Source organism: Rothia similimucilaginosa (genome assembly GCF_029850985.2).
Classification (GTDB): Bacteria; Actinomycetota; Actinomycetes; order Actinomycetales; family Micrococcaceae; genus Rothia.
This window is the reverse complement of the sequence record NZ_CM138149.1, coordinates 528223-553021: the sequence shown is the minus strand read 5'-3', so window position 1 is coordinate 553021 and position 24799 is coordinate 528223. Positions and strand designations below refer to the sequence as shown.

Genomic DNA, 24799 nt, shown 5'->3' with positions numbered 1-24799 from the left:
CTAGTTTTTACCTCTGAAAGGTTCCTCAATGAGCGAGAACATTAGCTTCAACAGCGCCGAACTGGGCGCACCCATCGAAACCCTCGGCTATGAGCAGGCGCGTGCCGAGCTGGAGCAGGTCGTGCGCCAGCTGGAGTCCGGCGCCAGTGACCTAGAAACCTCCATCGCCCTGTGGGAGCGTGGCGAGGCACTAGCCGCCCGCTGCGAGGCGTGGCTGCAGGGCGCACAGGAGCGCCTGAACGCGGCACGCGGTGTGCAGGCTGGTGCGCAGGGCGGGGAGCCTGCGGCGAACTAGCACGCCCCCCCCCCGGCGCGTTCCTCGGCTCTCTGGCGCATCACGCATCCGCTAAGCCACTAAAAATAGCCTGCCCCGTAGCTCATCAGAACTGCGGGGCAGGCTACTTCTGTCTATATGTAGCAGAGGCGGGAGGGCTAGTGCTTCTGCTTGTAGTCAGCCATGAAGTTACCCAGACGCTCCAGGGCGCTGGTGAGGGTCTGCGTATCGGGCAGGAACACCAGGCGGAAGTGGTCCGAATCCTTCCAGTTGAAGGCGCGGCCGTGGCTGAAGAGGATCTTCTGGCTCTTAAGCAGGTCCAGGACGAACTGCTCATCGTCAGTAATGTCGAAGCGCTCAACATCAATCTTCGGAAACAGGTACAGTGCGCCTTCGGCGTTGGTGCAACTGATGCCGTCAATCTCGTTGAGCATCTTGTGCGCCAGGGTGCGCTGCTCGTACAGGCGGCCGCCGGGAATAATCAGCTCGTTAATGGACTGGTAGCCGCCGAGCGCGGTCTGGATTGCGTGCTGTGCCGGAACGTTGGAGCACAGGCGCATGGAGGCGAGCAGGTGAATACCCTCAAGGTAGCTTGTGGCGTCCTTCTTCGGGCCGGTGATAGCGACCCAGCCTGCACGGTAACCGCAGACGCGGTATGCCTTGGACAGACCGGAGAAGGTCAGGCAGAGCACGTCGTCGCCGGTGAGGGTTGCCATGTTGACAACCTCAACATCGTCATAGGTAATCTTTTCGTAGATTTCATCAGCGAAGACCACCAGATTGTGCTCGCGTGCCACGTCCACAATCTGTTGCAGGACTGCGCGTGGGTACACGGCGCCGGTGGGGTTGTTCGGGTTAATAACCACGATGCCCTTGGTGCGCTCGGTAATCTTCGACTTAATGTCTTCAATATCCGGGTACCAGTTGTTTTCCTCATCGCAGAGGTAGTGCACGGGCTTGCCGGCAACCAGCGCAGTGGATGCGGTCCACAGCGGATAGTCAGGCATGGGAACCAGGATTTCGTCGCCGGTCTCGCACAGTGCCTGCAGGGTCATCGGGATTAGCTCAGACACGCCGTTGCCGAGGTAGACGGCGTCGGTGTCAAGATTCATAATGCCGCGGTTCTGGTAGTGCTGCACAATGGCGGTACGTGCCGAGTAGAGGCCGCGGGAGTCGGAGTAGCCCTGGGTTTCGGGCAGGTGACGAATGATGTCCATCATGATGGCGTCGGGCGCTTCAAAGCCGAAGGGGGCGGGGTTACCAATGTTCAGTTTGAGGATGCGGTGACCCATCGCCTCCATGCGATTGGCCTCGTCCAGAATGGGGCCGCGGATGTCGTACAGGACGTTGCTCAACTTTGAGGACTGACGGTACTTCGTCATGATGATTTACTTTCTAGGGTGATCCAAAATGAATTGCGCTGCGTCATCATCTGCGATGGGGTTGGATCCGCTGGTCAGACGCAATAGGAACGAGAGGTTACCCGTGTCTAATGTAGATGATACGCGGTTAATTGCCGTACGGGCGCTATCTGGCAGGGCACGACGAATAATGGGCACCAACTGCTGCTGCAAAAGTGCCGTTGACGGGTCTTCCAGGATAACCAGGCGGTTCTCTTCAATCGCGGAGTCGCTGCTGTGCAGCAGGGTCACCTGCACGCTGTCGGAGGTCAGGGCTTTAACGCGCTCGGCAGGGTTGTCCTGAATCTTCGGGTTGTGCACACGGTAGCGGTAGAGGCTATGCAAAGAATCCACGCCGTAGGTGCCGCTGGAGTACCCGGTCGGAATGGAGAACGCCAGAGAAGAGTGTACCTCACGCAGGTTCGCGAGGGAGTTGAGCTTGTGGCGGGCACTCACGGCGCGGGTGGTGACCAGTACATCCTTGTTGGTGGCATGGGCACCGTTGAGGAGCATGAGCTCTTCGGGCAGGATACGCGAGATGGCGTTGGTCATGTCGGTGGTGCTCATGGCACGCAGGTTGATGGGGTCTGCGGAGCGGGTAGAGCTTGCCGTGGGGCTCGCGGTTGCGTCCGTAGCATGCGCGGAGGCGGTGCTCTCCTCCGGGTTGGGGGTAGCTGCCGGGGGCAGGGTCACGCCTGCGGCTTGAGCGGAGGCGCTCATGGAGGCCGCGATGCGTTCGTTCTGCGCTGCGGCGGGGCTGATTTTTCCGTCGTCGGTCAGGTAAAGCAGCAGGTCGCCGCTGTAGTCGATAACCAGGTCCAACGATTCAAGCGCGGCTGCGGTGCTACCGGTTTCCTCATCGTCGGGCAAAGTTGCGGTAGGGGTGGCGGAGTTAGCCGAAGGAACCATGAGCCCGCGCAGGGCGGTAGCGCGGCTGTTGTCGGTGTCAACTAGTTCAACGGAGTAGCCAACCTGTCGCAGGGCGCGCGCGTACAGGTGCGCCACAGCACGCATTTCACGCAGGGCACCGTAGCCGATGCGCAGAGTACCGTAGCTGGATGCGGAAAGGTCCATCTGGGGGGTTGCGTCATTATTCCCGCAGGCGGCGAGCAGCGGCATGAGCACCAGGGAGGTGAACACCGCACGGCGGGTGATGGTTAGTCGGTTCATTAGGGAAGCTTCCGTGCATTTTCGTCGGCAAGAAATTCGCGGTATTCGCGTGCCCAGCTGGCGGCATTGGAGTAGCCCATCATGGAGGCTACCTCGTCTATGAGAGTACCGTAGCGGATGGTATCTAGCTCAGCGATGGGTACCCAGCGTGCGGTGTCGGAGGAACCGTTAATTTCATGGCGCAGTTCGCCGGTGACAATATGGGCACGGAAAACCACCCGCAGGGCGCAGAAAGGCAGCGCTTGCGGGTCTTTCTGGGTGGAGCGCACGGGGAAGTGCCCGGCGTGCACGCCCAGAATGTCTTCAATAGCGACGCTATAGCCAGTCTCTTCAAGGGTTTCCCTCAGCGCGGTTTCATCGGCCTGTTCGCCGGGTTCCATGCCGCCTCCGGGCAGGGACCAGAGAGGGCTGAGTGCGCGGTCTTCGGGCACCCAGCGGGTCATGAGCAGCTTGCCCTGCTCAATGATGACTGCGTAGGCTGCGGGGCGGGTTTCCATTGCTAATGCCATGGTTTGATTTTACCGTCTATCGTTCTTTAGCGTTTCTTGCCGCGGCGTGCACTGGCGGCTTTGGCGGTCTGTCGGGAGTGCTGGCGTGCGTTACCGTTTTTCTTGGCGTTGGCGCGTTTTTTATCGCGTGCTTCACGGCGGGCGTTGGCGGCTCGTGCCTTCGCTTTTGCCTTTGCTTTTTCGGCGGCGACGCGTTCAGCGCGTGCCTGCCGGGTTTCGCTGCCGCGGTCACTGGTTGCGGTGCGGCCACGCACAATACCGATGAAGTCCTGCAGGAGCGCTTCAAGCTCTTCGCTGCGCGGCTCGCCCTTGGGGGCACGCGGCCACACCAGGTGCACCGGGTAGACGTCCAAGCCCGCAACGGGGCGGTAGGTGAGGTCCTTGCGGTGGTAGAAACGCGCAATGGACATGGGCACAATGTACAGGCCCACACCGGCGGCAACCAGCTCGATGGTTTCCTTATCGGTCAGACCTTCGGGCACAATGCGACCTGCGTTCTCACGCCAGGCGCGGGATACTTCCTCATAGGCGGGAATATCGGAGGCCGGTTGCAACAGGAACTCTTCGGCAAGCTCCTCCACGGGCACCTCATCAAGTACGGTGAGCACATGATCCACCGGCAGAATGACCACGGGCAGTTCCTCGTAGAGGCGGATGCTGTGGTACTTCTCGCCGTCGGTGCTTACCGGTTCGCGGTCGGGGCGCACAATGCTCATGTGTGCGAAGGGATTCTCGGGTACGTCCTTACACTCAATGGGAGAGTGCTCGGCAACTTCGGCAGGCACCTCGGAGGTTCCCTCTTCTGAAGATCCAGCAGGGAGGTTAGCGGCGGGATCAATCAGGCACAAATCCTGATGTAGGGAGTCCAGGCCGCGCGCCTCACGCACGGGTACCTCCGCCAGCTGCACGCGGTCGCCGTAACGCTCATGCCAGCGGTTGAACCACTTGCCGGGCATAATCGCCGGAACGTAGCTAACACGCAGCACAGAGCGCTGTATCACGGGGATGGGCAAAGCCTCCGGAGTCTGAATCATTGCCAGCTGCTCGGGATGCAGGTACACGCGGGTGGGGGCCTCGGTGAGCGCTTCGGTTTCTACCTCGTCGGTAGCGTTTTCAGGCGCGCTCAGCTCGGGGTCGATTGCGGTGAGAGCGGGGTCGTTGGCGGGCTGCTCTTCGGGGATACCTACGGTGGAGGGTGCGGATGAAGTCATCCCTCCACGCTAGCACATCTTGGGCGGGGGTATTGGGGTCAGGTAAGCGGCCTCAACCCGGGGAGATAGTGCACCTATCCCCTGCTGGGGGCAGGACTAGTTCTCGGTAATGTTTGCTGTAGCGTTCTCAACGGTTTCGCGGTTAATGCGGCGTTCGCGCAGCTGAGCCGCAATGACCAGCACCGTAATAACAATGGCGAGGGCGACCGGGAACATCCACGGTTCCAGGCCGAGCGCGGCAAGAATTGCGAAACCGATGGTGGTGTAGATACACGCCCATATGAAGGTTCCGACCAGCATCGCGGGAACCCAGCGACGCAACGGCATTTTCGTAAAGCCGGTCGTGATGATGACCGCGGTTTGCAGACCCACGGTAAGAAAGCAGAGGGGCACGGCAATAACGCCCCATCGGTTGATGAAGGCGCGCGCTTTGCGGTAGAGCGGGCTATCCATGGCTTTGCGGATGCGGTCAAAGCGGGATCCCCCTTCTGCGGTCAGCACTCCGAGGCCGTAGACAATGCTGGTGCGAACAATGCCGACACCCCACATGATTGCTAGGGCTACCTCAATCGGGAGTGCGTCAAACCAATCTTTCATCTGGCTATTTTCTCATGAGTGGGCAATATTAGCCTGATTGAAGGTTCTTTGAGGCTTCTTATTCAACGTACGGAGGGGGCTAAAATTTTTTTTAAATTTTTTTCAGCCAGGGGTTATTGCCCCTTGTCGCCTGCAATAACAAGGATTTTACTTAGGTAAACCTTAGTTTATTGACAGGGTGTCACTATTTTCAGCTTGTACCAGGTGCAGGAATTAGGATATATTTTTATTACCGAATAGGGCAGGTCTTGTGGGAAGGCCTTCCTAGTCGGTCTAGAAGGCTTTCTTCCTGTGTGTGATGCTAGAAAAGGAACCCCATAGACGGGGTTCCTTTTTCTTTAACCGTCCCTATTACCCAGGGACGCGAAACCCCCGACAGTACGACATGTCGGGGGTTTTACATGTAGTGACCGCAGAGCTTACTTCTTATCCTGATCCTGGCGGTGCAGGGCGCTCAGCGGCTTGGGCAACTGAACCGGGTTCCAGGTGTTGCTCACAGCCTCAAAGGAGGAGCCAGCACCGGGGTGACGGCTCGTCGAACGAACACCAACGGTCGCGGTAGCACCGGTCGAGAGAGCCGGGTCGTTCAGCGAGGCGATATCCAGCGTATCGAACTCGGAATCATCCAGGATATCCGGCAGAGGAATCTCTTCAGGAATCGGCTGAGCGGCAGGAGCCTCAGCTACCTGGCGGACGGGTGAACCGTCGCGCAGAGCCTGGCGAGCCACCGGCTGATCAGGATGAATTGCCGGCTGCTGTACGGCAGCTGCCATCGACTGTGCAGGTGCCTGAGCGGAATCCTGCTGAACCTGAGCAGGCTGAGGCGCTACCGGCTGGGCGACAGGTGCCGGAGCCTTCTGAACGGGCTGATGCTGTGAAATAGGAGTCTGTACCGCCTGAGCCTGCCCAACATACGCCTGTACAACCTGAGGTTGCCCCGCGGTACGAGGCGCAGCCGCGGAGGAAGTAGCCGAGCCACTCTCCTGGTCGAAGAGCACGCTACCGCGGCGAATCGGCTGGAAGCGGCTCGGACGCTGCTGGCGATGCTCAGGGTGATGAGCCGCAGGCGACTCGGCAGAGCTAGTTGCGGCAAAACGAGCGGGTGCCGGGCGAACAGGACGAACAGCCTGAGAAGGCGCGGGCGCCTCCTCGCGAGCAGCCACCTCGGGTGCACCCTCAGATGCCTCCACTGCAGCATGTGCGCGGCTCGGGCGTGCTGCCTCGCGGTTCATGCCGTGTACGGGCTTGCGGGTAGCGGAGCGAGCGGGGGTTTTCTCTTCTTCGATCGGGTCCTGAACCGGCGCCTCCGCAGACTCGTCGGCACTACCGGCAGGCACTTCGTCCTCATCAGAATCTTCTGCATCCTCTTCACCGGGCTCCTCCTCAGATGCCGCAGCAAGACGAGCAGCACGACGAGCCTTAATCTGATCACTCGCAGACTCCAGCAGACCGAAGCGGCTCACAGCCCACACGCCACCGGCAAGAATCAGGAAGAGAACAGCCCAACCCCACGCCGCAACACCAAAGAGAGCAAGAACGCCACTCAGAAGGCCCAAACCAGCCAATGCAACAGCAACCAGCAGGCCAATACCACTCGGGCTTGAGGTGTCAAAGTAAGACAGGGCGGAGGGCTTTACCTCCTCCACTACAGGGATTCCATCGGTATAGGGCGCAGTGGGAGAAGATTCGCGAATCTGCGAAATAGAAGCCGTATCCAGAGCAGGCTGAGCGGAGTCATCGACAGCGTGAGAGGAAGAAGCCTGCGAAAGAGCAGAAGAGGGCAGAGAGGTACCCGGCGCCACCGCATAATCGGAAGACTGGTACGCATCCGACTCATTCAGCAGCACACCTGCAGAGGCAAGAATGTCCTCAGCGGTACGCTCGGCGCTAATCAAGGGACGCTCAGGCTCCATGACGGAACCTGCGGGCGCTCGATGGAGACTCCTGGGTACAAACCACAGCAGCAAAATCACGGTCAGAATTACCAACACACCAGAAGTGTTCAACAGCGTCATATCAGGTCGCCCTCTATAGTCCCTTTATCCCTAGACTTTAATCATACCCTTATATTCTCGATGCTTTCCATAAGGGGCAAGAATCGGTCTAAATATGCGCATATACCCTAGAAGGAATATGCATCCGAAGATGCAATACATGTTCGCAGCAGTACTCTCATTGACCCCTCACTCAACAATATCCCACGTACGACACAAAGGAAGGCGCCCCCCTTCTTGGGCTAACGCCCACAAGAGAGAACACCTTCCTCAGCGTGGTTGGTATTTATCGGTTGCCCTCGCTAGAGAGCGGATGCAGAGTGCTTAGCAGTTCTCTGCGACAAAGTCCTTCAGCCATGCGCGCAGGTCCTCACCGAACTCGGGGCGCTCAGCAGCAAGAATAACGTTTGCCTTCAGGTAGGACAGCTTGTCACCGGTGTCGAAACGGCGGCCGGAGAAGACCACGCCGTAGACGCCTTCGCCTTCGCCCTCCCCCTGAGCCAGGGTCTGCAGAGCGTCGGTCAGCTGAATCTCGCCGCCGCGACCCGGAGCAGTGTTCTCCAGAACCTCGAAGACCTTCGAGCTCAGAACGTAACGACCAATCACAGCGTAGTTCGAGGGAGCCTCATCAGCAGCAGGCTTCTCAACCAGACCGGTAATCTTTACAAAATCGTCCTCACCCTCAACAGCCTCAATAGCAGCTGCACCGTAAGCAGAAATAGCCTCACGGGGAACCTCCATCAGAGCAACGACGGAACCGCCGGTACGCTCCTGGACCTCCACCATGCGAGCGAGCAGGTCTTCCTTCTCGTCAATCAGGTCATCGCCGAGCAGAACAGCGAATGCCTCATCGCCGACGTGGCGCTTTGCGCGCAGAACAGCGTGGCCCAGACCCTTGGGGTCACCCTGACGCACGTAGTGCAGGTCGCCGCCCATCTCATTGGTAGCTACCACGGATGCGAGCAGGGCGTCCTTACCCTGCTCAGCAAGCTGCTGCTCCAGAACGGGAACACGGTCAAAGTGATCCTCAAGAGCGCGCTTGTTACGGCCGGTAATCATCAGAACGTCGTTCAGACCGGCACGGATTGCTTCCTCCACCACGTACTGAATCGCGGGGCGATCGACGACGGGGAGCATTTCCTTCGGGGTTGCCTTCGTGGCGGGCAGGAATCGGGTGCCCAGACCAGCAGCAGGAATAACTGCCTTAGTAACAGACTTAATTTCAGTAGCCATGCCACAAGAATACCCTAAGTTATAAAGTACTTAAGCTGATTTATCGACACTATGACATGAAAAAATCTTCAACGTGACTAACTACATATCAGTGAAGCTACGTTCTTCGGGATGTAGAGAAAATACGTTCTTCAGAACCCAATGCTATTTTCTGTAATCCCTATACTAAAAAGTAGATTCTACAGCCCAGCAGAGTAGGTTACTTTTTGCCGCCCGCATAGATGTTTTCGCCCCACCTTAAACGCCCCTCAGAGCAGAGGCACCACGATTCAAACCAGCCAACCTAACCCATAGAGCCACTCTCCCCCGCCCCTATATTAAGACCTCACCCGCAAGACGATGGGACACACCATGCCTCTCAATACCGCAGCCGCAATCAGCAACTCCGACACCGGTGCCAGCGCAGAAGATATCTCCCTGGATAAAGACATTCTCCGTTCCCAGATTCGCCCGCACCGCCTCACCGCACGCAGCCGCCGCGGCGAACATGACCAGCAGCAGATGGCTGACCTTTTCACCCGCCACATTCTTGAGGCGGTCGCGCAGCGCCTCCACTCCCCCGGCACCATCGCGGCATACCTGCCCACCAAATCTGAACCGCCCATCGTTCAGTCACTAAACGCTCTCCATCAGCAGGGACACCGCATCCTCGTACCCGTCGTGCGTCCCGGCCGCAAGCTCGCCTGGGTGCACTGGGACCCCGCCGTTGAGCATCCGCTCAGTCCCATGGGAATCCCCGAACCCGAGGGCGAAGAACAGGACGAGCAAGCCTTCGTGAACGCCGATGTGCGCCTCATCCCCGCTCTCGCCTTTGATGCTGGCGGGCACCGCCTCGGTCAGGGAGGCGGCTACTACGACCGCATTATCCCCCTGCTCAGCGCACAGCAGCTGAATGAGCAGACCATCGGTGTGGTCTTTGCCGATGAAATTTATAAAGCTATTCCCTACGACCAGTGGGACGCTATTCTGCCAGTCATCCTCACCGAAGAAGGCATTTTCCATGCCTCTCAGCAGTCATCAGTGTAGCCGGTTGACCAGCACCGCCCACCTCCTGCTTGACACCCCAAATCTTCATGCAAAAGCTCAAAGATATGCAGGAACACTCCAACAAAGTCGCTCAAGAAAAAGGCAAAAAGAAACCAGCAATAGCTTTTGAGAAGAAACCGCAAATAGCCCAGAGCATTTCAAAAGCGGTACACTCAAACCACTGTTATTAAACCCGCTCAGCTAAAAAATCGATACAGAAGGACAATATGCCGGTCTACGTTTACCAGTGCAAGAATTGCAATCACGTCTTTGAACAGCGCCAGTCCTTTAGCGACGCCGCACTGCGCGTCTGCCCGCAGTGCGGCGAAGAAACCCTGCGCAAGCGCTATAACACCGTTGGCGTGACTTTCAAGGGTTCCGGCTTCTACAGCACCGATAAGGGCAACTCCTAAGCGAAAGTTCCACACCAGTCATAAGAGGGGCGGGGCAACACAAGTTGCCCCGCCCCTCGGCGTTCAAGAAGCACTCCCGGCTCGGATGCACTACACGATATTGTTACCCCAGTGCGGAGGACACTGCTGACGCATCCACTCCAGACGCTCACGCTCCTCCGGTGGCAGCGGCTGCGCGGAGGTAGCCGCTTTCTGTGAACCCGCCTTCTGAGAGGTCAGGTTCTGAGCATCAGCTTTCTTCACGGAAGTCCCCGCAACAGACGAGGTACCCGAAGCCACCGCCGGAGGCGTCGTTACACCCACCAGCAGAGGCTCAGCCCCACTCACTGAGCCGCCGCCGCTCACACGGCGGTGGCCGCGGCGAGGCTTCGGCGTCGACGAATAACTAGCCACGGACCTCAGCGCCCTCATCCATATCCAGGTAGTGCAGCACACGCGCCACCACAGCATCCGGATCAGCGAACACCTCCAGGGTGCCCAGCGTAATGTAGTTCCAGCCCGTGCGGCTCAGACGCTCCGGCAGCAGACGGGTCCGCTCACGCACCGAAGCCCGCGCATAATTCTGCTCGCCATCAGAGCACGCCACCAGCGGCATAGCCGCCGGGACGCTCGGGTTCGACGAGACCACGGGAGCCACGCCCAACGCAGGCACCGGCTCAGCCGCCAGCTTCTCCGGGGCGTGCGCAATCAGAGCGATATCGCCCTCACCGCGGCTCACACGCACACCGCAATCCTGCAGACGCGCAACCAAATCGTTCAGCAGCCAGTCGCCCAAATCCGGGGTGTCCACATCGTCAGCTGCCAAGAATGCGTTACGCGGCAGGCTCTCCGGTACGCGCTGTGCCTTCGCCTCCACTTCTTCACGCGCCTGACGTTCCGCATGCTCACGCAGCAGATGGTAGAAGTCCACCGCACCATGATGTAGCTTCTGCGGGTCCAGCTCCGACGGGTCAATGCACGAAACGATGCGCAGGGCACGGCGTGCGCGAGTCAACGCAACCACAAAGCCCTGGCGACCGTGCTCGGCAGACAGTTGACCCAAATCGTACGACGCCTGGCCCAGGCGGGCACGGCCTACACCCAGGGAGAAAATCACGGTATCGCGTTCAAGGCTCTCAGCGCGGGTCAGGTCGACCACACGGAAAGACTCCTCGCCGGCGGCAAAGAACGGTGCCAGCTGCGGGTACAGGCTCAGGGCGTGACGCACCGACTCAGCCACACGCTGAGCGTGCTTCGGGCTAGCGGTCACAACCGCCAGCGAACGGTCCGGGGCGCGGTACGCGTGCTCCAGCACCAGGTTCGTGACGCGCTCCACCTCAACACCGGGCGAATCCAGGTTCGCGTTATCGCTGACCTTACCGCGAGTATCAATGCACTCAACGGTCAGCGAACCGGCAGGCTGGGCGGAGGCGCGGCTCACCGGAGCCGCATGCAGCTGCGAACCGTAGAACTCACGGTTCAGGTAGTCGAGAATCACCGAGTCCATGCTGCGGTGCAGCATCGCCAGGGTACGGTTGGGCAGCACGGTAGCGAGCACGTCGAAGGTGCTGTCCAGCTGCTCATCGGTCGGCTCAGGTGCACCGAAAGTCGGCGCAGACACGATGAACGGCGAGGGGTAACCCGAATGCGGGTCGCCCAGGGCGATCACCTGGTCGGCGCGGGTAATCGCCGGCAGGTTCGCCGCCAGCGGGGTTGACTCGGAGTCCAGCAGCAGCACCGTATCAAAACGCATGGAGGAGGAAACCTTACGCGCCAGGGCGAAAGGGCTCGCAGTCCACAGCGGAAACAGGGTACGCACCATGACCGGGGCGTGAGTCAGCAACTCTTCGAGCATGAACTCGTAGCCACGCAGCTGACTCTTCAGGTACGCCGCCTGGTCATGCTCAGACTCAATACGCTCAGTCCACACGCGAGCAACCTTCGCCAGCAAACGGGCCGGAGCGCTAGTCATGTGGGCGTAATCGGCACGGCGGAAACGTGACTCTGCATCGCGCAGACGGTCACCATCCAGCAGTTTACCTTCGTGATGCTGTAGCAAGAATTCCAAGGCAGACTGCCACCAGGCAAGCTCCAGCTCAGCGGAAACAACCTCGGTCGGAACCTTACGCGCGTACAGGTCATCGAGCAGTTCCGACAGACCGCGCTCACGCAGCTTCTGGGTCAGGGCGTCACGCTCCGGCAGGGTCATCAGCAGCACGCGGTCCGCCATGAGGGCGTCCAGACGCGCATCCAGTGTGTCAAGGTTGGTGCGCACAAAGTCGGTGCCTTCAATGGTGTCAGCCAGGACAATGCCCAGGCCCGCCAGCTCAGAAACCAGGGAGTTCAGGGCGTCAGCCAGCTGATCCAGGTTCTCCGGAATCTGCGGGGTGCGGGGCGCCTCAATGTGGCGAATCCACTCGGCACGCTCCGACTGAACCACCTTCAGCTGCTCGTGCAGCTCACCGATATTCACTCCGGGCAGGATGTACTCCTTCGCCGCGCGGCGCAGGCGGGAACGTTGCATACTGCTCATCTCGATGCCGTTCTCACGGCGCCACGAACCGGAGGCAGTCGCCGCGATTAGGTCGGTCACCGGGCGGTCGTAGACATCCGCACGGAAACGCTTGAGCGTCTCACGGATGCGCATCAGAATCGCCAGCTGCGACTCCCACTCAGCGATGGTACGACCCGGGCGCAAACCCAGCATGGCGCTGGTGTGGTTCATCGTCTCACGCAGGTTGAGCAAGGACGACTTGAGGGTAATGACCAGGGCGTATGCCTCGGCAGCTTCCTCGTCATTGACCAGGCGGGCACGGTACCACGGGGAGGTACGCGAAGCTGCCGCAAAACCATCAATCTCGCCCAGACGCACCAGCTCGGCACGCACCTGCTCACGCTCCATGAGCGAATCAAGCATAGGGCGGTCAAAACGCACGCGGGTTGCCGGGCCGTCCTCGGAGGCGGTCAGCTCAGCCAGACGCTGCAGCGCCGAGTAGACAGAAATCTGCCAGTTCGAGTCCTTGTTCAGCAGGGCACGAGTATGGTCAAGCAGCGCGGCACGGGTTGCCATGAGCTCTTCGTTCAGGTCCTCGGAGTTCGGTTCTTCGGCGCCCTCATTACGCACGATTGCGCGGATGAACTCGGCGCGCTGAGCCTCAGCATTATGCTCGGCAAGCAGATCGTATCGCAGGTTCTCAATGCCGGTGCGCTTGAGCAGCGCCGAAAAATCGGCAAGAGTGGAGCGCTTCTCGCCCACCACCAGCACTGACTTGCCGCGCCCCATCAGGGCAGAAGCAATATTCACAGCAGTACGTAGCGGCTCGGTGCCGGGCGCCGCAGTGATAGTGAAGGAGAATCCACTGACCGCTGTGTCAACAATTTCCTGAGCGTTTGCGTCCGCATCCAGCAGGAGCATTTCCTCTGCAGGGTCACGCTGATCCAGGGGTGGTTGCAGGTTGTGGGCGTTGAGCTCGCGGGGCTTCACGCCGGGCACCTTCAGCGCCGCCAGGTCACGAACCAGCGGGGTGATGGCGGTATGCGGCAGCTCGCCCAGGCTTTCCTTCAGGTCAGCAAAGGTTGAGATAAAGTACTTCGACTCGATGGTCATGCCCGGAATACGGCCTGCAGAGGCGCGCATACGTTCGATGACCGGCTCAGGGTCCAGACGGGACATGGAGTTCGCCAGCTGCGCCACATCCATGGTGCCCAGATCGATACCGTATTCCTGCTTGATCTGTCGGACCATCGCGGGGTTCAGGCGTGCGGAACCGGCGAGGCGCAGCTCAAAGTCATCGTCCTTCGGGTGCGGAGTGATGCTCAGCGGTGCCATAAGAATCGGTGCGATGAAGCGCTTCTCGTAGGCGGCGGTATTCTCGCGGGTGTCGTGCGAAAGCCACGAGGCGGTACCCGCCACGAAGTAGCCGGAGTCCAGGCCGTGGTCGGTGGCAAGCTCGTAGATTTTGGTGCGCAGGGTGCGTGCGGAGCGCATGCCTGCCTCCAGCTGCGACTTTTCGCGCAGAATCGTGGAGAGGCGAGTCTTACGTCCAGCGAGTAGCTGAGCCAAACCGGAGGGGTTCGCCTCGGACAGGTCGATGTGCACGTAGTCGACCTGGTTGAAGTCGAGCATCGCGTCGGGACCGGTGTAAATGTCCATCTGTTCTGTCCAGCGCTCAAGCCCCGCCGAGGGGTCAAAGTCCTCGTGGGCGGGGTTCAGGTGTGCGGGCAGCTCGGCGATGTTGATTTCGTCGGCTACTTCGTGGGTTTCCTCTGCTGAGGTCGCGGCGGCTACGGCGGGCTGAGCAGTATCAGCCGGAGTGCCGGGTGCGTGGTGCGCGTCGGTAGGCTCTGGAATCTGGTTCACGGTGCGAGTGTCCTTGTGGATCAGTACGGTGTACGTTTGCGCGTACACACCGAAGATTGTAGTTCTTCCGGGGTCCTCTGCCCGGTGTGCCTCAAAAGGGCGAGTGTCAGTGTGTGCCTGTATGGTTACTGCACTTTTGTGCTTACTGTGCCTGTGCGCTTACTTCGACCACATTGCGATATTGACGGCGAACAGCACTACGGTCACCAATACGTAGAAGAACAGGGCAGGCAGAAGCACCCAACGGTACTTGGGCGCCAGTTCGCTTTCCAGGTTGCCGAAACGCAGGGAGCGGAAGAGGAAGAAGCTCAGGATTGCGCCGGGCAGGTTACCAATAATGACCAGCAGTACGGTCAGGTACAGGGCGTAGGCCCGTTCGGTACGTTCGTTCTCTGCACCTGCGAGCTTGAGGGTGCCACCCAGCAGCAGGCTGAGGCAGGCATTCAGAAACGCCACGGTGAAGAAGGGAATCTTCAGGGCTGCTTGGAAGTCCATCTGGGAGTTCGCTGCGCCCAGCACAATCCACAGCAACAGCAGTGCGGGGATGATCATGAGGTACCAGAACAGGTACTTACGCATCTTCTCGGTGTTATCGATGAGCGCGAAAATTGCGGTCACAGGGTGTCTCTTTCAGATGGTCTCAGGCGGATTCGGTCGGATTCAGGAGGAGTGAGTAAAGGAGCAGACGGGCACAGTCACGCCTTGTCAGGCGTCGATTTCGCCCCCGCTGTTGAGAGCGTCGTCCACCTGGTCCTGCAGGGTTTCACGGCGCTCGTGTTCAACGAATTCAATGTAGCGGCGCACGATGTAGTCCAGCAGCACCGACAGCGCCACGAACGAATAGTAGGGCTTGCGGTGGGTGCTGATATGGGTGGGAGTGGTCTGGTAGTGCAGAGAGTACTCGGCGTGCGAGGACATGTAGTTCACGCCAATGGCGGTCACCGCAATCATTGGGATGCGGCGTAGCGCCAGCATCTTAATGTGTTCACGCATGTTCTCGGTCTGGCCGGAGAAGGACACAATGATGACCACGTCGTCCTGGGTCATATTGTTCATGGCACTTTCGAACTCATTACGTGCCGGAATGACGTGGCAGAACTTACCGCAAACCTGCATGGACTTGGCAAATTCCTGCACGGCGTTACGCTGAGCGTAGCCGGTACCGAAGCAGTACACTGTGCGAGCCTCATGAATGCGCTTAAGCAGTCCGCTCAGCTCCATATGCTCGAGGTAGTCGTAGGTCCGCTGAATGTCTTCGCGGCCGCTCTCAATGAACCGTGGATTGAAGGGTTCGCTGCGGTTCAGAGATGACTTAATGAAGTACTTCAGCTCAGCAAATCCGGAGAAGTTCAGTTTCTTCGTCAAACGGATAATTGAGCTGGTCGAAGTATAAGTTTTATGCGCCAGGGAGTTGATCGTTGACTCTGCAACGAACTCTTCATTTTCCAGCATGAATGCCAAAATTTCCCGCTCAGTTTCACTGAATCGGTGCTGGTTCGCATTCACGACGTCTTGTAAATCCACTCAAAGCTCCTGAATCCGATGGTGAGCAATATATAAATAGTACACGCTCTAGGGTTATCGGCCAGGGTGGGTGAGGATAGTCATCTCTCACTTAGGGTGAGTGTGTCTACAGATTTGAGCTGGGTATACGTCGGGTATGTATCCGGGTACAGCTTCGCCGGCGGTATCGGTGTTATCCGATACCGCCGGCGAAGTCTATACCTTATGAGGCGTCATGCCGTCAGGCGGCTGAAAGCTGAATCCTCTTAGGAGAGGGTCTTAGCTTCGTTCACCATGGTCTCGAAACGCTCGCGAACCTGGGGAACGTCCATGCCGACGATAACCTGGAATGCCTTACCCTTGCGGACCAGACCCAGAGCGCCTGCATTCTTGAAGTCTGCGTCCGAAGTGCTGACGAGAGACTCATCAGCAACGGAGACGCGCAGGCGGGTTGCGCAGTTGTTCACGGTGGTGATGTTCTCTGCGCCACCGAGCAGTTCGAGGAAGCCTGCTGCGCGAGGTGCGTAGAGGTCACCGTCAGCTGCGGGAGCTGCTGCGCCGCCGTCCTTCTCAGCAGCCTTAGCAGCCTTGTACTCTGCCTTGCTGTAGAGCTTGGTCTCGCCGCCGTCTTCTTCACGACCGGGGGTCTTGAAGTCGAACTTCAGAATCATGAAGCGGAAGATCACGAAGTACAGGACGGTGAAGCACAGGCCCACACCGATCTGCATGAGGTAGGTGCCGGAGTGGTTTGCCCACAGCGGGATCCAGTTCTGGAATAGGAAGTCCAGCAGACCGCCACCCATGTAACCAACCAGACCCAGCTGGTACATGATTGCTGCCATGGTTGCTGCCAGGATTGCGTGGACCAGGAACAGCGGGGGTGCCAGGAACAGGAAGGTGAACTCGAGGGGCTCGGTAATACCGATCAGGATTGCAGTGAGGCTGACGGGGATCAGCAGAGCAAGAACTTCCTTGCGCTTCTCCGGGCGAGCAGTGGTGTAGAACGCTGCGGCGATACCGATGGGTGCGAAGACCTTGGAGTTACCGTGCAGTGCAAAGCCGCCGCCGGGGAACAGTTCCTTCAGGGGCTTGTCGCTCTTAGCGAACTCGCTCAGGTGGCTCGGCCAGTCCTTAGCGATACCGTTCGGGGTAACAACGTTACCGAAGACGAACGGGGAGTAGATGAAGTGGTGCAGACCGGTAGGAATCAGGAAGCGCTCCAGGAAGGTGTAAACCCACACACCGATTGCGCCGGATGCGATGAAGAAGCCCTGCAGGGAGGAGATGCCGTGCTGAGCGTAGGGCCACAGCCAGGAGAACAGGAATGCCACGGGCATCATCAGGAAGAAGCAGACGCCGTAAACGTACTGCGAGCCCTGGAAGATACCGAGGAAGTCCGGCAACTTCTTGTCGAACCAGCGGTTGTGTACCCACACCACGATTGCGGAGATGATGATGGCACCGAAGATACCGGTGTCCATGGTCTTGATACCGGCAATCATCTTCAGACCGGTACCTGCCGCGCTCTCAGAAATGTCGGTGGTGTAGTCCAGGTCGAAGAAACCGGTGCCGCCTTCGCCCTTACCCCATACCTTGAGCATGGTGCCAACGAAGTAGTTGAAGGTCAGGTAGACCATGGCAGCTTCCATCACTGCACGTGCGTTAGCGGTCTTTGCCAGTGCAATGGGCAGACCGATCACGAAGAGCAGTTCCATCTGGTTGAAGACGGTCCATGCGCCAGACTCCCAAACAGACCAGAAGTGGTTCCAGGGGCTGTTCTTGTCAGCGGCGAGGGGGATTAGGTCGCCGTTCTGTGCAATGATCGCAATACCGACCGCGAGGCCAGCGAATGCGAAGAGAAGAACGGGTGCCAGCATGGCAGAGCCGAACCTCTGTACTTTTTCCATCATGAGGCTATACGCCCTTTCGGGTTGTCGAGTGCGCGGACGCAGGGGTTGGCGTTCATTGCCAACCTGCTGTTCATGCATTCGAGCGCCGTATCTTTATACCTCTAATTAATTGGAAGTGTATGAAATCGGCGCCACATGACCTGCGTGCGCTAAATGCCGAATGTGTTTTTAGACAGAAACAATAATGCCAGCTTTTACGTAGTCAGAGATACCAATTTATGAAGTTTTGAAAGAGTTTTTCAGAACCTGAAACATCTCCCGGCACTGGTTAAAAATACTTGCTGTAGATGAGACTTTTTCCCTATTACCCAGCGCACAGAATCGATAGCATAAACAGTGCACCCATAGGTCCAGAGCCCCCGCTGTGCTCCCAACCTTCAACAACGGGGTGCGTCCCTCAAACTTCTTTCTCATACACTACCCCGGACTTAGTTATATGCGCTTCCTCACCCTCAACACCCATAGCTGGTGCGAAATCCACCAGATTTTGAAAATCCGCATCCTTGCAAAGTTCATCATTGAACAGCAGGTAGATGTCATTGCGCTGCAGGAAGTCAACCAGCTCACCTCCACCCCCGTTGTGAAGGAGCCCCTGAACTACCGCGGCGGCGCAGGCGTGCCGGTCCGCGAAGATAACTACGCCCTGCTACTCGTACAGGCACTCAACGAAATGGGTGCAAGCTATGAGTGGACCCTCACCGAAACCCACATCGGTTGGGACCTCTACGACGAATGCGTCGCAATCCTCTCGCGCCTGCCGATTCGCGGCATCAAGCCCATCGAGATGTCCCCCGACTACGTCTACCACCAGGTACAGCGCCGTGCAGCCCAAGCTGCGCTCATCGAAACTGAGACGGGCACCTTCTGGTGTGCCACCACCCACATGTCCTGGTGGGACTTCGACGGCGAACCCCTCTTCGCGCAGGAATACACCCGTCTCTCGCAGGCACTCGCAGAATGCGCCCTCACCGCACCCGTGCTACTCGGCGGCGACTTTAACTCTGCCGCGCATCTGAGCGATGAAGGCTACGCATATGTGACTTCCAGCGGCATGATTGACACCCGCATGCTGGCTGAGCACACGGACGGTGAGAATACCGTCCACCGCGAAATCGCCGGTTGGGAAGGTAACACTGACGCCAAGCGCATCGACTTCGTTTTCGCCGACCGACTGCTCACGGTCAACTCTCACGCGGTAGTCTTCCGCGACAACTCCCCCGAAGCGATCTCCGATCACAGCGGTCTGCTCCTGGACATTGACCCCTCCAGCTGGGCACCGCAGAGCCTCCTTACGCCTCTCACCAACCAGCGCTAATCAGACTTTAGCCGCCCACAGAGCGGCCCCACGCAACCATACCAAGGGAAGGAACAATCATGACGACCCAAACCCAGTGGTGGCAGGAACCGGTGGTCTACCAGATCTACCCCCGCTCCTTCAACGATTCCAATGGCGACGGCATCGGCGATCTGCCCGGCATTACCGAGAAGATTCCGTACCTCGCCAAGCTGGGTATTCAGGTGCTGTGGCTCTCCCCCATCTACGCCTCGCCGAATGATGACAACGGCTACGACATCTCCGACTACCGCGCCATCATGACTGAGTTCGGCACCATGGAAGACTTCGATGAGCTACTCGAAACCGCGCACAAGCACGACATTAGGCTCATGATGGACCTGGTTGTCAACCACACCTCCGACGAACACGAATGGTTCAAGCAGGCACGCTCCTCCAAGGACAACCCCTACCGCGACTACTACATCTGGCGCGATCCCAAGGGCTTCGATGAGGACGGCAACCCGATTCCGCCGAACAACTGGATTTCCTGCTTCAGCCCCTCCGTGTGGGAATGGGACGAGGCGACCGGCCAGTTCTACCTGCACTACTTCTCCATCAAGCAGCCCGACCTGAACTGGGAGAACCCGAAGGTCCGCGAAGAGGTCTACGACATCATGCGCTTCTGGCTGGACAAGGGTGTGGACGGCTTCCGCATGGACGTCATCAACCTGATTTCTAAGGACCTCTCCTTCCCCGAGGACCCTGCGGTCCTCGCTGGCGGCCTCGACAACTCCCTGGCTGTCGCAGCTAACGGCCCGCGCGTGCACGAATTCCTGCAGGAGATGAACCGCGAGGTCTTGAGCAAGTACCCGGTCATGACCGTGGGGGAAACCCCCTGCGTGACCGTGGACGACGCCGCGCTCTACACCGGTTTCGACCGCAATGAGCTGCAGATGGTGTTCCAATTCGAGCACATGGACGTAGACGCCTCCGAAGGTGGCGTGACCGGCAAGTGGTCCGACCGCCGCTTCAACCTGGTTGACCTCAAGAAGGTCCTCACCCACTGGCAGGAGGGTCTGCACGGCCGCGGCTGGAACTCCCTGTACTGGAACAACCACGACCAGCCGCGCACCGTCTCCCGCTTCGGTAACGACTCCCCTGAGTACCGCACCGTCAGCGCCAAGATGCTGGGCACCGTACTGCATCTGATGCAGGGCACCCCCTACATCTACCAGGGTGAAGAACTGGGTATGACCAACGTCTTCTTTGACGATGTGAAGGACTACAACGACCTGGAGATTCACGACTCCTGGCGCAAGTACGTTGAAGAGTCGGGCCGCGTCTCCGCGGAGGATATGCTGCGCTACATCAGCGCCTCCGGTCGCGATAACGCACGCACCCCCATGCAGTGGACCGCCGGCGAGAACGCAGGATTCACCTCCGGCACCCCGTGGCTGAAACTGAACCCGCGCTACACCGAAATCAACGCAGAGGCAGAGCTCGCTAACCCGGATTCCGTGTTCTACCACTACCGCGACCTGATTAGCTTGCGCCGCGAGCACCCGATTGTCCTGACCGGTGAGTACCGCCTGTTGGATGAAGAAGACGAGCAGGTCTACGCCTACCTGCGCGTGAACTCCGACGAGGACGCCGAAGCAACCGGCGAGCGCACCCTGCTGGTTGTCGCTAACTTTACCGATGACACCGTTCAGCTGAACTATGCGGGCGGCAACCTGGACTCAGTGGTGCTGACCAACTCGCAGGCTCTCTCCCCTGCTGAGCTGAAAGCAACTGAGAACAGCCCGAAGCTGATCAGCTCGAACTACCGCGACGAGAACCGCGAGTTCACCGACGAGGGTACCCTGTTGCGTCCCTACGAGGTGAAGGTTTACCTTTTCGGTAATGCGTAAGTAAGGCTCTTGCATTTGGGTGCGGGAAACCCCCATAGTTTGGGGTTTCCCGCACCGGCGTGGGTTTCTATCTTTTATTTTTCACCGTCTTTTATTTTTCACAGACAACTTGTTCTCTTTTTGGCTGGTTAGCCGGTATAGAAAGGCAATTATGAGCAACTCCGAGGCATACGAGGTTCCCTCCTACGAAGGCCGCCAGTGGTGGAAGGAAGCCGTGGTGTACCAGGTGTACCCCCGCTCCTTCAACGACGCAAACGGCGACGGTATCGGTGATCTTAAGGGCATCACCGAGAAGCTGCCCTACCTGGCTAAGCTGGGCATCAACGTCATCTGGCTCTCCCCCGTGTTCGATTCGCCGAACGTGGACAACGGCTACGACATCTCTGACTACTTCGCGATCATGAGTGACTTTGGCACCATGGAAGACTTCGACGAGATGCTCGAAACCGCTCACGAGCACGGTATCAAGATCCTGATGGACCTGGTCGCAAACCACACCTCCGATGAGCACCCCTGGTTCAAGGAGTCCCGTTCCTCGAAGGACAACCCCTACCGCGACTACTACATTTGGAAGGACCCGAAGGGCTTCGACGAGGACGGCAACCCAATTCCTCCGAACAACTGGGCATCCGAGTTCGGCGGCCCGGCGTGGGAGTGGGACGAGGCGACCGGCCAGTTCTACCTGCACATCTTCTTCAAGGAACAGCCCGATCTGAACTGGGAGAACGAGAAGGTTCGTGAGGACCTGTATTCCATGGTCCGCTGGTGGCTAGACAAGGGCGTTGACGGCTTCCGCCTGGACGCTATCAACATCATCTCCAAGCCCGAGGGCTACCCGGATGACCCCTCCACTGACTTTGAGAAGCACACTTCCTCAATTCCGTTCGTCATTGCGAACGGCACCATGGTACACCCGTGGATGAAGGAGCTCACCCGTGAGACCTTCAGCCGCTACGATGTGATGACCGTGGGCGAGACCAGCGCAACCAGCCCCGAGGACGCTAAGCTGTGGGCTGGCTACCACACCGGTGAGCTGAACATGATCTTCCACTTCGATCACATGGGCGTGGATAACGACCCGAACGGCAATCTGGGCGGCAAGTGGTCCTACGCGCCGTACAAGCTGACCGAGCTCAAGCGCATCCTGAACGACTGGCAGACCACCTTGGCGGGTAACGCCTGGGGTTCGCTGTACTGGAACAACCACGACCAGCCGCGCGTTGTCTCTCGTTTCGGTAACGATTCGGATGAGTTCCGTACCCTGTCCGCTAAGCAGTTGGCGACCACCCTGCACTTCATGCAGGGCACCCCGTACATTTACCAGGGTGAAGAGCTGGGCATGACCAACGTGAAGTTCGATTCGATTGAGGATTACCGCGATGGTGACTCGATCCGCTTCTACGAGGATATGCACATTGACCACAAGCGTCTGAGCCACGAAGAGGCGATGCAGGCAATCTACATTAAGGGCCGCGACAATGCTCGCACCCCGGTTCAGTGGGATGCATCCGCTAACGGTGGTTTCAGCCCCGAGGGTGTGACCCCGTGGATTGCCGTGAACCCGAACTACCCGGCGATTAACGCTGAGGCTGTTCTGGCTGATGAGGATTCGATCTTCTACCACTACCAGCAGCTGGTGGCTCTGCGCCGCGGCAAGCTGAAGGACCTGATGGTTTACGCGGCCTTCACTCCGGTGGACTCGGTTCAGGTTCCGCACAACGAAGACGAGGCTGTGTACGCGTACACCCGTACCGGTGGTGCGGACGGCAGCCCCGCGAACGAGTCTTTGCTGGTGGTTTCGAACTTCACTGCCGAGGAGCAGGAGCGCGACTTCGATGTGCTTGCTGAGGCTCTTGAGGCTGGTGCTCGTGTTGAGCTGGTGAGCTCGAACTACAAGGACGACGCGGATTCGACCCTGCGCCCCTACGAGGCGAAGGTGTACTACATCGTTCGATAAGCGCTGTAGCTCGTTGAGTGCTACCGCGTGCCGATAAGGTATTAGACAGCAGAAGGAGGGTGAGGCTTATGTCCCGCCCTCCTTTTGTGTTGTCCTTTATTATTCCGGCGTGCATTCTTAGTGCCGCTTAGCCGGAGAACATCAGCTGCAGAATCGGCACGGCGAGCGCTATCATTCCCAGGCTGACGACTGCCCCGGCAGCAATAACCGGAGCTGCAGTCCCCTCGTGCCGGTAGTGGGTTTCCAGAATGACGATATTAGCGGCTGGCGGTAGCACTCCGAGGATAAAAAGTACCTGCGGGTGTGCCAGTAGCTGATCGAGGTGCACTCCGGTATGCGTGTGCATCCAGTATGCAGCGGTTAGTATGCCGACACTGTAGACGCTCACGAGCACAACACGAAGTACTGCCCACCCGAGGGCTTGTTTTAGGTCGGTTCGGTGCAGTCGGGCGGTGCTCAGCCACATGCCTAGCACCATGAGCCCGACGAAGCTGAAGACCCAGGTGATGAGCCGGTAGATACCGGCGGCGTGGGTGTTGAGAAACGGTCCGGTGGGCATGCATATCAGCCCGATTGCTACGGCGACAATGGGGCGGTTAGTGAGCAGGGACCGTAGTACCGCACTAACGGCAGCTTTTTGTGTGGGCTTGGTGCGGCTAGTCGTGAGTCCATCTGTATTGGTTTCTCTGCGCATGAGTGAGGTGCCGAGAATATTACCCATGACGGAGTTGCCGATATACGCGCCGACGTATAGGCGTACGGCTTCCTCACCCCAGAAGCTGGCGACTACGGGGATTCCGAAGATTCCGGCGTTGAGGTAGACGAGGGCGAGCCGTTGCACCGGGTCGTTAGTGAAAAAGCCGGAGCAGCGTACGAGAAGCGCCATGAGCACCATGGTGGAGGCTGCCATGAAGAAGAGTTCGGGACGGCTGGTGGCGACGATATAAACGATGACGGTGGGGATAATCCAGCAGGTCAGCAGGGCGGAGGCGCTTTCTTTCAGGTGGTTGCCCCAGTGCTCGGGTAGCAACGTTGCGAGCCCGAAGCCTACCCCTAAGTAGAGGAGTGGGAGGATCATTCCCATGCTCGTTCCTTTCGCTGTTGCTGTGTCTGTGCCGTTGTTTTACGGTTAAGGTCCCTGTCTAATAACCCTACCCTGAACCTTCAGATTGAGGTTTATTAATTTTTCCTTGTATTTTTCGAAATTTTTGCGTCATATTGCATCTTATTCGCTGATACTCTCATTTTTTAGACGGTTCGCTTCTAATCTTGAAATATAGAGGGAATATATTTTCCACCATATTCTTTCGTTCTATCACTGACACTCATTCCTTACGAGATTAGGAACTAAGCTGTTTCTTCTCCCGTGAGGCTAAATATGCAGGAGCCCGCAATGCAACAGCCGTATCTTTCATCCCCTCCCGAATCTGGTGGTGTCCCGCAGCGTCCGGCGAAGGCTTCTAGCCAGCATGCTGATGCGCATATTCCGTGGCGTTCTCCCGCTATGTCTACTACCCCTGCTACAGCTTCTGTAGCCGCCGTGCCCACCCCCGAGGGCCCTGAGCAGACCTTTAGGGTGCCTCACCCGGTATTGAGCATTATCTCGTGGCTGATTGCGGCTGCGAGCGCCATGTGGCTTGTGATCTTGGGTTTCTCTTTGGCCCTAATTGTGGCATCGGATGTGAACCATGATTCTGAGTTCATGATGCTGACCTATGGCGTCTACATGGCGTGCGCGTTTGGGTTCTGTTGCTTTGGAATATTCTTTGCGTTGCATTTTGGATTGGGTTCGAGCGCTCATTGGCGTGATTCGATTCGTCACCCGCATCACCCGCATTAAAGGGTTTTCATTTCCCCGTGTGGTTTTGTGGAGATTTTTTAGTTCTTTTATTTGAACTCTCGTTTTAAATATTTCGGCGTTTTTCTTTAAAATTTATGCGAAAAATCTAAGCTACGGAGTTTTTTTAGAAACGCTCACATGAAGAAAGCCGCCCAGCGCATCCACTAACAGGATGCACCGGGCGGCTTTCTTTATAGACTCTCACTACCTCAAGCAGCTACGAGCCTACCGGTGGAA

General features: G+C 58.3%; 20 protein-coding genes. 7 read left to right on the top strand and 13 right to left on the bottom strand.

What is annotated here, in order from left to right; all coding sequences use genetic code 11:
- Nucleotides 1-28 precede the first annotated feature (28 nt).
- Entirely contained in the window at nt 29-295 is a 267-nt protein-coding gene (locus tag QFX07_RS02380; protein WP_279755110.1) for an exodeoxyribonuclease VII small subunit, read from the top strand.
- Between the two features lie 137 nt (nt 296-432).
- Here the strand turns inward: QFX07_RS02380 and QFX07_RS02375 are convergent, their stop codons facing one another.
- The 7 genes from QFX07_RS02375 to galU form a co-directional block, all read right to left on the bottom strand.
- Nucleotides 433-1656, bottom strand: coding sequence for a pyridoxal phosphate-dependent aminotransferase (locus tag QFX07_RS02375; protein WP_279755109.1), 1224 nt, complete (start codon nt 1654-1656; stop codon nt 433-435).
- A 6-nt stretch (nt 1657-1662) separates the two neighbouring features.
- Entirely contained in the window at nt 1663-2844 is a 1182-nt protein-coding gene (locus QFX07_RS02370) for a glycine betaine ABC transporter substrate-binding protein (protein ID WP_279755108.1), read from the bottom strand.
- Nucleotides 2844-3353 (bottom strand): NUDIX domain-containing protein, encoded by a 510-nt coding sequence (locus QFX07_RS02365; protein WP_005508451.1) that lies wholly within the window; start codon nt 3351-3353, stop codon nt 2844-2846. Before QFX07_RS02365 ends, QFX07_RS02370 begins: the two co-directional genes overlap by 1 nt.
- Before the next feature lie 26 nt (nt 3354-3379).
- A complete protein-coding gene (locus QFX07_RS02360) occupies nt 3380-4564 on the bottom strand; it encodes a LysR substrate-binding domain-containing protein (RefSeq protein WP_279755107.1) in 1185 nt (394 codons plus the stop codon).
- Nucleotides 4565-4660: 96 nt separating this feature from the next.
- Nucleotides 4661-5161, bottom strand: a complete 501-nt coding sequence (locus tag QFX07_RS02355) for a DedA family protein (protein WP_279741192.1) — start codon at nt 5159-5161, stop codon at nt 4661-4663.
- A gap of 419 nt (nt 5162-5580) precedes the next feature.
- On the bottom strand, nt 5581-7176 hold the full coding sequence (locus QFX07_RS02350) for a hypothetical protein (RefSeq protein ID WP_279755106.1): 1596 nt from the start codon (nt 7174-7176) through the stop codon (nt 5581-5583).
- A 303-nt stretch (nt 7177-7479) separates the two neighbouring features.
- The gene (galU, locus tag QFX07_RS02345) at nt 7480-8388 is read right to left on the bottom strand and encodes a UTP--glucose-1-phosphate uridylyltransferase GalU (RefSeq protein ID WP_279741195.1); all 909 of its coding nucleotides are present in this window, start codon (nt 8386-8388) and stop codon (nt 7480-7482) included.
- Between the two features lie 351 nt (nt 8389-8739).
- Between galU and QFX07_RS02340 the strand changes: the two genes are divergently transcribed.
- The gene (locus QFX07_RS02340; protein ID WP_279755105.1) at nt 8740-9414 is read left to right on the top strand and encodes a 5-formyltetrahydrofolate cyclo-ligase; all 675 of its coding nucleotides are present in this window, start codon (nt 8740-8742) and stop codon (nt 9412-9414) included.
- 227 nt (nt 9415-9641) lie between these two features.
- Entirely contained in the window at nt 9642-9827 is a 186-nt protein-coding gene (locus QFX07_RS02335; RefSeq protein WP_279755104.1) for an FmdB family zinc ribbon protein, read from the top strand.
- A 90-nt stretch (nt 9828-9917) separates the two neighbouring features.
- Here the strand turns inward: QFX07_RS02335 and QFX07_RS02330 are convergent, their stop codons facing one another.
- The 5 genes from QFX07_RS02330 to QFX07_RS02310 all read right to left on the bottom strand — a co-directional run bounded on the left by QFX07_RS02330 (nt 9918) and on the right by QFX07_RS02310 (nt 17576).
- Nucleotides 9918-10220: a hypothetical protein gene (locus QFX07_RS02330; RefSeq protein ID WP_279754895.1), complete on the bottom strand. Its 303-nt coding sequence runs from the start codon at nt 10218-10220 to the stop codon at nt 9918-9920.
- Nucleotides 10213-14214 (bottom strand): DEAD/DEAH box helicase, encoded by a 4002-nt coding sequence (locus QFX07_RS02325; RefSeq protein ID WP_279754894.1) that lies wholly within the window; start codon nt 14212-14214, stop codon nt 10213-10215. Before QFX07_RS02325 ends, QFX07_RS02330 begins: the two co-directional genes overlap by 8 nt.
- Before the next feature lie 111 nt (nt 14215-14325).
- Complete coding sequence (locus QFX07_RS02320) at nt 14326-14784, bottom strand: cell shape determination protein CcmA (RefSeq protein ID WP_279741202.1); 459 nt, start codon at nt 14782-14784, stop codon at nt 14326-14328.
- A gap of 87 nt (nt 14785-14871) precedes the next feature.
- Nucleotides 14872-15690 carry a MurR/RpiR family transcriptional regulator gene (locus QFX07_RS02315; protein WP_279741203.1) on the bottom strand — a complete coding sequence of 273 codons (819 nt, stop codon included), beginning with the start codon at nt 15688-15690 and terminating at the stop codon, nt 14872-14874.
- 245 nt (nt 15691-15935) lie between these two features.
- Nucleotides 15936-17576 carry an alpha-glucoside-specific PTS transporter subunit IIBC gene (locus QFX07_RS02310; RefSeq protein ID WP_459741331.1) on the bottom strand — a complete coding sequence of 547 codons (1641 nt, stop codon included), beginning with the start codon at nt 17574-17576 and terminating at the stop codon, nt 15936-15938.
- A gap of 439 nt (nt 17577-18015) precedes the next feature.
- Between QFX07_RS02310 and QFX07_RS02305 the strand changes: the two genes are divergently transcribed.
- The 3 genes from QFX07_RS02305 (at nt 18016) to QFX07_RS02295 (ending at nt 22722) form a co-directional block, all read left to right on the top strand.
- Complete coding sequence (locus QFX07_RS02305; protein ID WP_279741206.1) at nt 18016-18894, top strand: endonuclease/exonuclease/phosphatase family protein; 879 nt, start codon at nt 18016-18018, stop codon at nt 18892-18894.
- Between the two features lie 59 nt (nt 18895-18953).
- Nucleotides 18954-20765 (top strand): glycoside hydrolase family 13 protein, encoded by a 1812-nt coding sequence (locus QFX07_RS02300; RefSeq protein ID WP_279754893.1) that lies wholly within the window; start codon nt 18954-18956, stop codon nt 20763-20765.
- A gap of 151 nt (nt 20766-20916) precedes the next feature.
- Nucleotides 20917-22722, top strand: coding sequence for a glycoside hydrolase family 13 protein (locus QFX07_RS02295; RefSeq protein ID WP_279741209.1), 1806 nt, complete (start codon nt 20917-20919; stop codon nt 22720-22722).
- A gap of 127 nt (nt 22723-22849) precedes the next feature.
- Here the strand turns inward: QFX07_RS02295 and QFX07_RS02290 are convergent, their stop codons facing one another.
- On the bottom strand, nt 22850-23806 hold the full coding sequence (locus QFX07_RS02290) for an AEC family transporter (RefSeq protein ID WP_279741210.1): 957 nt from the start codon (nt 23804-23806) through the stop codon (nt 22850-22852).
- Between the two features lie 294 nt (nt 23807-24100).
- Between QFX07_RS02290 and QFX07_RS02285 the strand changes: the two genes are divergently transcribed.
- Nucleotides 24101-24562, top strand: a complete 462-nt coding sequence (locus QFX07_RS02285) for a hypothetical protein (protein ID WP_279741211.1) — start codon at nt 24101-24103, stop codon at nt 24560-24562.
- Nucleotides 24563-24799: the final 237 nt, after the last annotated feature.